Origin of the sequence: uncultured Sphingomonas sp., from assembly GCF_946477935.1 — a bacterium.
Classification (GTDB): Bacteria; Pseudomonadota; Alphaproteobacteria; order Sphingomonadales; family Sphingomonadaceae; genus Sphingomonas.
The window spans coordinates 1-7,119 of the sequence record NZ_CAMLAC010000190.1; the positions used below are offsets into that span (position 1 = coordinate 1).

Sequence of the window (7,119 nt, forward strand, 5' to 3'; positions counted from 1 at the left end):
CGACGATGCCGCTGGAGGGCAGCGCGCCGCACGGTCAGCGTCGCGCTGCCCTCCAGCGGCATCGTCGTGTCCATCGTCACCGCCAGCCCACGCTCCGGCCAGTCCAGCTCCGACGGGATGAACAGGTTCACGTACAGCGTCTTGGGATCGCTCCACCAGATCGAGTCCGCATGTTTGGCATGGCTCTCCATCCCCGACCCGACGCAGCACCAGAAGCTGTCCTCGGGACTGGAGAATACCCGCCGCGCACCTGCGGCCAGGGGCATGAAATACACGAACTGCCCGGTATCGGGGCGCTGGTGCGCCATGATGTGGTTCAGCTGAACCCGCTCGTAGAAATCGAACCAGCGGGCCTCCGGCTGCCAGCTATACAGATGCCGGGTCAGCTTCATCATGTTGTAGCTGTTGCACGCCTCGCACGTCGCCTCGGTGATGCGCCCGGCCAGTTGATCGGGCTGGCCGAAATGCTCGCGTTCCGAATTGCCGCCGATGACGTAGCTGTGATGCTGCGTCACGCGCTCGTGAAAGAAACGCGGCGCGACGACATGCGCCGGATCACCCGTCACCTCGTGCAGCCGCGCCAGCCCGATCACCTTCGGGATCTGCGTATTGGCATGCAGTCCGGCCAGCTTGTCCTGCCGCGCGGCGAGCGGATCCAGCACCGCCTTGTGCCGGATCTTCTCCGCGATGCGCAGCCAGCGCGGATCACCGGTCAGCGCATAGGTCTCCGCATAGGTCTCGTTCAGCCCGCCATGCTCGGCATGCAGCACGCGCTGCATCTGCGCGTCGTCCAGCGGTTCCAGCACGCCGGCCAGATACCCGGCCAGCGCCAGCATGACCGGCATCGCCCGCGGATTGCGCGCCAGCACATGCGCGTCGATCAATCCGGCATGCACCTTGTGCCACGTATAGAGCGGCACCCAGCCACCGTTCAGGTCGAACCCGCCGCTGCGGATATCGCCCCGCCGTACCTCCTCGAACACGATCTTGCCGTCGACCGTCTTGCCGTCGCGCTCCACCGTGGTGCCGCCGCAATAGCCATCGCCGTGCGCCGCCTGGATGCGTGCCATTTCGGCCAGCGCATGATCCAGCCGCGCCGCGACCTCGCGGTCACCGGTATTTCCCACCACCAGCGCACACGCGGTCAGCCAATGCCCCAGCGAGTGGCCGGCGATCCCCATCGCCTCCCAGCCGCCATAGACCGGCTTGGGCGCCGGCAGTCCCGCCGAGCGGTAGAAATTGTGCAGCAGCCGTTCGGGATCGAGGGCCAGCAGATAGCGCCGGTTCGCCTCGAACGCGTCAGCGAACGGCGACGGCTTCAGCCGGACATAGCGCGCCGGCACCGGCTCTACCCGGCGGCTGTGGACAACGGGTGATCGCGCCCATGCCGCCGGCGCCAACGCCACGACACTTGCACTGGCCAACAGGGAACGACGGGAAAACAACATCGCCAAGACCTCTCCAGCGGCCGGCGTCCGCATCGTCCGTGCGGATCATTCGGAACACCGGCATCGCGGCGAAGCCTAGGGAAATGTCAGAGTATTGCAAGGCGGAGATGCGATCCGGTCCCGCCCCGCACATCCGGGTCTAGCCGACATTCACCCCGAAATTGCGCGCCATCGGCGCCAGGCCACCCTTATAGCCCTGCCCCACCGCGCGGAACTTCCACTCGCCATTGTGGCGATAGACCTCGCCGAAGATCATCGCTGTCTCGGTCGATGCATCTTCCGACAAGTCGTAGCGGGCGATCTCACGCCCGGTCACGTCGTTGACGACGCGGATGAAGGCGTTGGAGACCATGCCGAAGCTTTGCCGGCGCTGCTCGCCCTCGTGGATCGTCACCGACACCGCGATCTTCTGCACGTCGGACGGGACGGTCGCCAGATCGACCTTCAACGCCTCGTCGTCACCGTCCCCCTCGCCGGTCCGGTTGTCGCCGGTATGCTCGACCGAACCGTCGGCGGATCGCAGATTGTTGTAGAAGATGAAGTCCGCGTCCCCACGCACCCGGTCGCCCTGCCCCAGCAGGAACGCGCTGGCGTCCAGATCGAAATCGGTCCCATCGGTGGTGCGCGTGTCCCAGCCAAGGCCGATCAGGATGCGCGAAAGGCCCGGTTCCTCTTTCGACAAGCTGACATTGCCACCTTTGGACAGGCTTACGGACATCGGTGTTTCTCCATCATCGGCAGGTCATGGCGAGCATCGCCCCACTCCGGAACGCGCGGGCGACGCATTCCGGTTCCGCGGGCGGGGGCGATGCTCCCCAGGGGCGCCGGTTACGCCCGCAACGCCTTGACCGCATGGTCGGCCGCGCGCGCGGTGAGCGCCATGAAGGTCAGCGACGGATTGACGCACGCGATCGATGCCATCTGCGCGCCATCGGTCACATACAGGTTGGACGCGTCATGCGCCTGGCTCCAGCCGTTCAGCACCGACTTACGCGGATCACGACCCATGCGCGCGCCGCCCATCTCGTGGATCGCGTCACCCGGCACATGCTCACTTTCCCAACTGGTCACGTTGGTCAGGCCAGCGGCGCGCAGCATCGCCTCGCCCTGCGTCCGCGCATCCGCCATCATCTTCAGCTCGTTGTCGCGGAACCGGACGTCGAAGCGCATCAGCGGCACCCCGAAACGGTCCACCTTGTTCGCGTGCAGCGACACGCGGTTGTCGGCATAGGGCAGGCATTCGCCGAACGCACCCATGCCGAATTTCCACGGGCCATAACGACGCATGCCATGCTTCATCGACGCCCCGAACCCGACCGGCTCGGACACTTCGCGCCGTGCGCTGCCCTGATAGCCATAGCCGCGGCGGAAGCCGACCCCCTCGTCGCCGCCGATATTGCGGAAGCGCGGCACATAGACGCCGCCCGGCCGGCGGCCATATTCGATGAACTCCTCCATTCCCGGAATGTCGCCGCCGACGCCGACGCGGAAGATATGATCCATCACATAGGCGCCCAGCGTGCCATTGCTGTCGAAATGGCTGCGCCCGGTGCGCGCATCGCGCGAGTTCATCAGGATCTGGGTCGATGCGATCGCCGATGCACACAGGAACACCAGGTCGGCGCCCACGACCTCCGCCTGCCCCGTATTGGCATCGACGTAGCGGACGCCGGTCACCCGCTTGCGCTGCGGATCATATTCCAGGTTGGTCACCACCGCATCGGACTTCAGCGTCAGCTTGCCGGTCGCGCGCGCCGCCGGCAGCGTCACCGCCTGGGTCGAGAAATAGGCGCCGAACGCGCAACCATTGCTGCACTGGTTGCGATACTGGCACTTGGTCCGGTTCTGATCCGGCTTGTCCTCGGTCATGTTGGACAGGCGCGTGTTGATCAGCTTGCGGCCGGGAAACTGCGTCTCCAGCCGACCCTTCAGCCATTTTTCCGCGACGTTCATCGGCATCGGCGGCTGGAACTCGCTGTCCGGCAGATAGGGCAGGTTCTCGCGCGATCCCGATACGCCGATATATTTCTCGACATAGGAGTACCACGGCGCGACGTCGTCATACCCGATCGGCCATTCGCCATCGATCCCGTCGCGCTTGTTCGCGTCGAAATCCTCCGGCGCCCAGCGAAAGCTCCACCGTCCCCAGATCAGCGATTTGCCGCCCACCGCCGCGGGACGAATCCAGTAGAAGGGGCTACCCTCGTCATAGGCATAGGGATTGGCCTTGTCGTCATTGTAAAAGGCCTGGTTGCTCGGCGCGACATAGCCGTGCTTGGCGATGAAGTAGTTACTTTCGATCAGCGGCTTGGGCATGATGTTGCGCGCCGGCACTTCATAGGCGGGCTTGCCGTCATAGGTATAGCCTTCGCCATGCTCCACCATCCGGCCGCGGTCGAGCATCAGGACGCGTAGCCCCTTCTCGGTCAGCTCCTTGGCAGCAAATCCGCCGCTCACGCCCGAGCCGATGACGATTGCGTCGAACCTGTTGGTCGATGCCATGATTGTCCTCTCCAGAAATCGACGATCAGACGCGCAGGGCGCGCAGCGTCTGGAAACTCTTGGTGATGTCGGGGATGTAGGGTGCAGGCGCCTCGTCGTTCTCGACGTAGAAATGCCGCACCCCGGCGCTGCCCTTCAACCGGAACAGCGCGGCGAAATCGGTCACGCCCGCGCCCACCGCCGTCATGCTGCGGTCGGGCCGCATGTCCTTGACGTGATAGGCGTACAGGCGATCGGCCAGCCGCTCGATCCATGCCGCCACATCTTCCCCGGCATGCTCCACCCAGTACAGGTCCAGTTCCACCTTCACCAGCGCCGGGTCGGTCTCGCGCAGCAGCCGCTCGTACAGGCTGACCCCGCCCGGCTTTACGGTGAACTCGAAGTCATGGTTGTGATAGGCGAAGTTCAGCCCTGCGGCCTTCAGGTCGTTGGCGAACCGGTTGATGTTGGGCAGCGCCGCCTGCCAGCCGGCCTCGCTGCGATGCTCGTCCGTCATGTAGGGCAGCACCACCGTGGATGCGCCCAGCGTCTTGGCCATGGCGACCGACTTCGCGAAATTGCCGAGCAGCGCGTCATAGCCGATATGGACGGACGGCGCGGTCAGCTTCAGCCGGTCCATGGTCCGACGCAGCATGGCATGGTCCATGCTGTCGTAACCGCCACCGCCGAACTCGACCTCGCGGTAACCGATGCGCGCCACCGTCTCCAGCGTCTTGACCGGGTCCTTCTGGAAGAGTTCGCGCACCGTATAGAGTTGCAGCCCGATCGGCCCCAGCTTGGCGGCGAAGGCGGGCACGCCGGCAAGGCCGATCGCGGCAAGCGACCCTGCACCGGCCAGCAGATGACGACGATTGATGGTCATGAGCTATAGACCTTGTTGACCTGGGAATAGGGAAAGGCGCCGTTATACTCGCCCGGCACCGGCAGATATTCGCGCTCCTGCGTCATGCCGATCTCCGACGTGTAATAACCGGTGATGACGAGCTGCCGGAACGCCTCGAAGAAGGTCTTGCCGCCAGGGATCTGGTCGTTCATCGCCAGCGTCAGCAGCGCGTCCTGTTGCGCTGGTGTGGCCTTTGCCGCGGCCACCCGGTTGTCGCGCTGGCTGCGCGCATCTATGGCGTCCAGCCCCGCGACGATCGGCACCCGGTCGCCCGGCTCGGCCCAGTCCGCCAGCATCTTCTCGATGAAGGCGGGCACGCCCGCGGCGATCGCGCCCGGCGTATCCGTTGTCGGCAGCACGCGCTCGCTCAGCGCGGTCATCAGCGCGCGTTGCGGCGCGGTGAAGACGGCGACGCTCGGCGGCCCCTGGTTGATCGGCGGCACCGGCAGGGACAGTCCGGCGGCGCGTGCGATCGGTGCGAACAGGGCGCTGCCGAACATCGCGGCGACGCCTGCCAGTGCGGTTCTACGGTCGATCACTGTCCATTGCCTCCAGATCCTGTGCAATCGCCGCCTGGTCGAGCGGACGAACCCAGATGTTGCGATAGGCGACCGGCGAGTCATGGTCCTGCAACTGTATTGGTGCCGCATCGCCGTGCGCCTTGTACTGCGCCACCTGCCGCCAGGCGGTCGTGCCCAGCATCGCCTGATGGTTCTGCACCAGCACCCCGTTCAGGAACGCGGTCACGTAGGCCGGGCGCACCAGCGACCCATCCGCCGCGAAGCGCGGCCGCTCGAACACGATGTCGTAGCTCTGCCATTCGCCCGGTTTGCGCGATGCGTTCACCAGCGGCGGCTTCCACCCATAGACGGCGCCCACCGTGCCATCGGCATAGGTCGGGTTCTGATAGCCATCCAGAATCTGCACCTCATATCGCTGCATGAACCAGATGCCGCTATTGCCCCGGTCCTGCGAGGTCTTGGTCGGCGGGTTGGGCGAGCGGAACTCCAGATGCAACTGCACGTCGCCAAAGCTTTGCTTGGAGATCAGGGCGTTCTCTCCACCGCTTTTCGCCCGCGACGGCACGACCAGCGCGCCGTTCTCCACCGGCCACATCGCTCGCTCAGCCCGCCAGGCATCAGTCGATCGCCCGTCGAACAGCACCACCGCGTCGGACGGCGCCCCGCCCGGATTGGCCGCCGGCGTTACCACCGTGGGCGCGGGCCGGTCGGCGTCATGCACCCGCCACTGCCCGCCCGGCAGCATCGGCGTATCCTTGAACCCCGGCTTCTCCTGCGCCAGCGCCGGGCCTGTTCCCAGCACCAGCATCAGGCCCGCAAACGCGCGTATCCCCGTCATGCTCGCTCTCCCGCCTGCGCGTCGATCGCGCGGTATGCGGCGATCAACCGCTCCTCGCCCGCGCGTCCCTTTGTCGCATTGCCATGTTCCATGCCGATCACGCCGGCATAGCGCTTGTTCTTCAGCCAGCGGACGATGTTGGCATAGTTGATCTCGCCCGTCCCCGGCTCGTTGCGGCCCGGATTGTCGCCGAACTGGATATAGCCGATCTCGCTCCAGCAAGTCCCCAGCGTCGGGATCAGGTTCCCGGACTGGATCTGCTCGTGATACAGGTCGGCCAGGATCTTCACCCCCGGACTGTTCGCCCCGCGCGCCACGGCATAGCCCTGCGCGATGGTCTGCATATAGACACCCGGATGGTTGGTCCGCGTGTTCAGCGGCTCCATCACCATCGCAATGCCGTGCGGCGCGACGATGTCGCCGGCCTTTCGCATCACGTCGATCACCCGCGCGGTCTGGATATCGAGCGGCAGCTTGTTGTCCAGGAACCCCGTCACCACCGTCATCCACTTGGCGTTCAGCCGCTTGGCGACCTCGATCGAGCTGCGGATGTCCGCCAGGAACGCCTCGCGCTCCGCATCGTCATTGCCGCCCAGCAGCGGCCGGGACTGCGACCATTTCGGCATGCTGGCGACGAAGACGCCCATCGTCATGCCGCGCTGCGCCAGCGCCTTCGACATCGCCTCCTGCTCGGCGACCGGACGCGCCCGCGCCTCGTTATCCTCCCAGGCGGTAAAGCCCTGATCCGCGGCAAAGGCGATCTGTTCGATCAACCCGCCACGGCTCGCGAAGCTGCCCTCATGCGGGGCATAGCCGAGCGAAAAGCGCGCCGCGTTCGAGGACCGTCGCTGCGCCCCCGCCATCCCCGCCGCCAGCGACGTCGCGGCCCCCGCCGCCAACAACATCCGACGCGACAGCGTCATGCCC

General features: G+C 65.8%; 7 protein-coding genes. All 7 read right to left on the reverse strand.

Annotation, left to right across the window (positions count from 1 at the left end):
* The coding region (locus tag Q0U08_RS15795) for a glycoside hydrolase family 127 protein (RefSeq protein WP_298092508.1) at nucleotides 1-1,448 on the reverse strand (1,448 nt) is incomplete at its 3' end.
* Between the two features lie 139 nt (nucleotides 1,449-1,587).
* Nucleotides 1,588-2,166 carry a TerD family protein gene (locus Q0U08_RS15800; protein ID WP_298092509.1) on the reverse strand — a complete coding sequence of 193 codons (579 nt, stop codon included), beginning with the start codon at nucleotides 2,164-2,166 and terminating at the stop codon, nucleotides 1,588-1,590.
* 110 nt (nucleotides 2,167-2,276) lie between these two features.
* Complete coding sequence (locus Q0U08_RS15805; RefSeq protein ID WP_298092510.1) at nucleotides 2,277-3,950, reverse strand: GMC family oxidoreductase; 1,674 nt, start codon at nucleotides 3,948-3,950, stop codon at nucleotides 2,277-2,279.
* 25 nt (nucleotides 3,951-3,975) lie between these two features.
* Nucleotides 3,976-4,812: a sugar phosphate isomerase/epimerase gene (locus Q0U08_RS15810; RefSeq protein ID WP_298092511.1), complete on the reverse strand. Its 837-nt coding sequence runs from the start codon at nucleotides 4,810-4,812 to the stop codon at nucleotides 3,976-3,978.
* Nucleotides 4,809-5,372: a gluconate 2-dehydrogenase subunit 3 family protein gene (locus tag Q0U08_RS15815; protein ID WP_298092512.1), complete on the reverse strand. Its 564-nt coding sequence runs from the start codon at nucleotides 5,370-5,372 to the stop codon at nucleotides 4,809-4,811. Before Q0U08_RS15815 ends, Q0U08_RS15810 begins: the two co-directional genes overlap by 4 nt.
* Nucleotides 5,359-6,192, reverse strand: coding sequence for a DUF1080 domain-containing protein (locus Q0U08_RS15820; RefSeq protein ID WP_298092513.1), 834 nt, complete (start codon nucleotides 6,190-6,192; stop codon nucleotides 5,359-5,361). The genes Q0U08_RS15815 and Q0U08_RS15820 overlap by 14 nt, the downstream gene beginning before the upstream one ends.
* The coding region (locus Q0U08_RS15825) for a TIM barrel protein (protein ID WP_298092515.1) at nucleotides 6,189-7,119 on the reverse strand (931 nt) is incomplete at its 5' end. The genes Q0U08_RS15820 and Q0U08_RS15825, both read right to left, overlap by 4 nt.